The organism is Streptomyces sp. XM83C, from assembly GCF_023072675.1.
In the GTDB taxonomy this organism is placed as follows: Bacteria; Actinomycetota; Actinomycetes; order Streptomycetales; family Streptomycetaceae; genus Streptomyces; species Streptomyces thermocoprophilus.
The window spans coordinates 1-1,428 of record NZ_JALLGL010000569.1 but is presented as its reverse complement, the minus strand read 5'-3'; the positions used below and the strand labels follow the sequence as shown (position 1 = coordinate 1,428).

At 77.2% G+C, this 1,428-nt stretch carries 1 protein-coding gene; it reads right to left on the bottom strand.

All coding sequences use genetic code 11. The features are described from left to right. Positions 1-255: 255 nt before the first annotated feature. Positions 256-1,371 carry a hypothetical protein gene (locus MTQ10_RS30400; protein WP_247473919.1) on the bottom strand — a complete coding sequence of 372 codons (1,116 nt, stop codon included), beginning with the start codon at positions 1,369-1,371 and terminating at the stop codon, positions 256-258. Between the last annotated feature and the right edge of the window lie 57 nt (positions 1,372-1,428).

The following is a 1,428-nucleotide window of genomic DNA, read 5'->3' as shown; positions in this document are numbered from 1 at the left end:
GGGTCTTGGTGGGCCGGCGGTCGGTGGTCACGCGGGGTCGTCCGGTCGGGCGCGGGGCCGTTGTGCCGGGCCGCCCGGTCGGGCCCGGGCTCAGCTGTAGCCGCCTGGTCGGTCCTGGGCTCGGGCGTGGCCGACTGGTGCGGTCCGGGCCGAGGCATGGCTGCCCGGCCGGGTCCGGGCTCAGGCCTGGCCGACTGGTGCGGTCCGGGCCGCGGCATGGCTGCCCGATCGGGCGCGGGCTCGGGTGCGCGGGCGTCATGCCGGGCCGCCCGGTCCGGCGTGGGCGGAGGCGCGGGTCAGGGTGCGGCTCGCGTGGGCGAGCAGGGTCAGGGCGCCCGCCCCGCACACCAGCGCCGGTACGCAGCCGGGGCCCCAGGTGTCCACGAGTGTCTCGACGGGTACGGCGAGAAAGCCGCAGCCGGGCAGTCGGCCCGCGAAGACCGAGGCGACGGCGAGGACTTCGGCCGAGGCGGCGCCGGCCAGGATGACGGCGGGGGCGTGGGTGAAGCCGTGCACGTGGAGGAAGCGGGCGAGCAGCAGGAGCGAGCCGAGGGTGAGCGCCTGGGCGTACCCGGCGTGTTCGCCGGTGATCGCCGCGCCGACGGCGAGCAGGGCGGTCAGACAGCCGACGTACAGGGCGAACGCGCTCCACAGCAGGGGGCGTACGGCGGCGGCGAACTCCGTCAGTCCCCGGCTGCCGCTGAGCCGGCGGCGGGCGCCCTCGGTCAGCAGGTGGGCGGTGAGCGCGGCCGGTACGCAGGACAGGGTGAGGGCCAGCGCGGGCACGACGGCGAGCGGCCAGGGGCCGCCGGTGGTGCCGTCGGGCAGACGGTCGGGGCCGCCGTCGACGGCGGCGCGCAGCAGGGCGTCGCCGAGGGCGGCGTAGCCGAGCAGCCACCAGGTCCAGCCTCGGCTCGCGGCGGGGTGTGTGGCGTGCGGTGCGCGCCGTGCGCTGCTCAGGGGGCCCCGTGTGAGCGCCGCGCGTACGCCGAGCGCGACGGCGAGGACTCCGGCGACTGCTGCGAAGAGGCGTGTCCGGCCCTGCGTCAGCTGGACTCCGGTGACGGCGGCCACGGCCAGAGCACCCGGCAGCAGCGCGCGCAGCAGCCAGTCGGCGCGGATCCGCGCCGTCTCGGGGACGGTGGTGCCGGCCTCGGCCGAGTCGATGCCGCGTGGCACGCGCGCGTACATCTCCTCCGCGAGGGAGAAGACGTCCCGGTGCCGGAAGCGGGCGGCGGTGCGGTCGGTGACCCCGTGGGCCTCCAGGCCCGCGGCGATCTCCAACGGGTCCACCGCGCTTTCGCACAGCTCGCGGTGACGGTGCATCAGTGCTTTGACGGGGTCGGCGCCGGTCCGCCGCGCGCCGGGCACCTTCCGGGTGAGGGTGGGGGCGGCGGCCTGTCTCTTTTACACATTTCCGAGCCCACG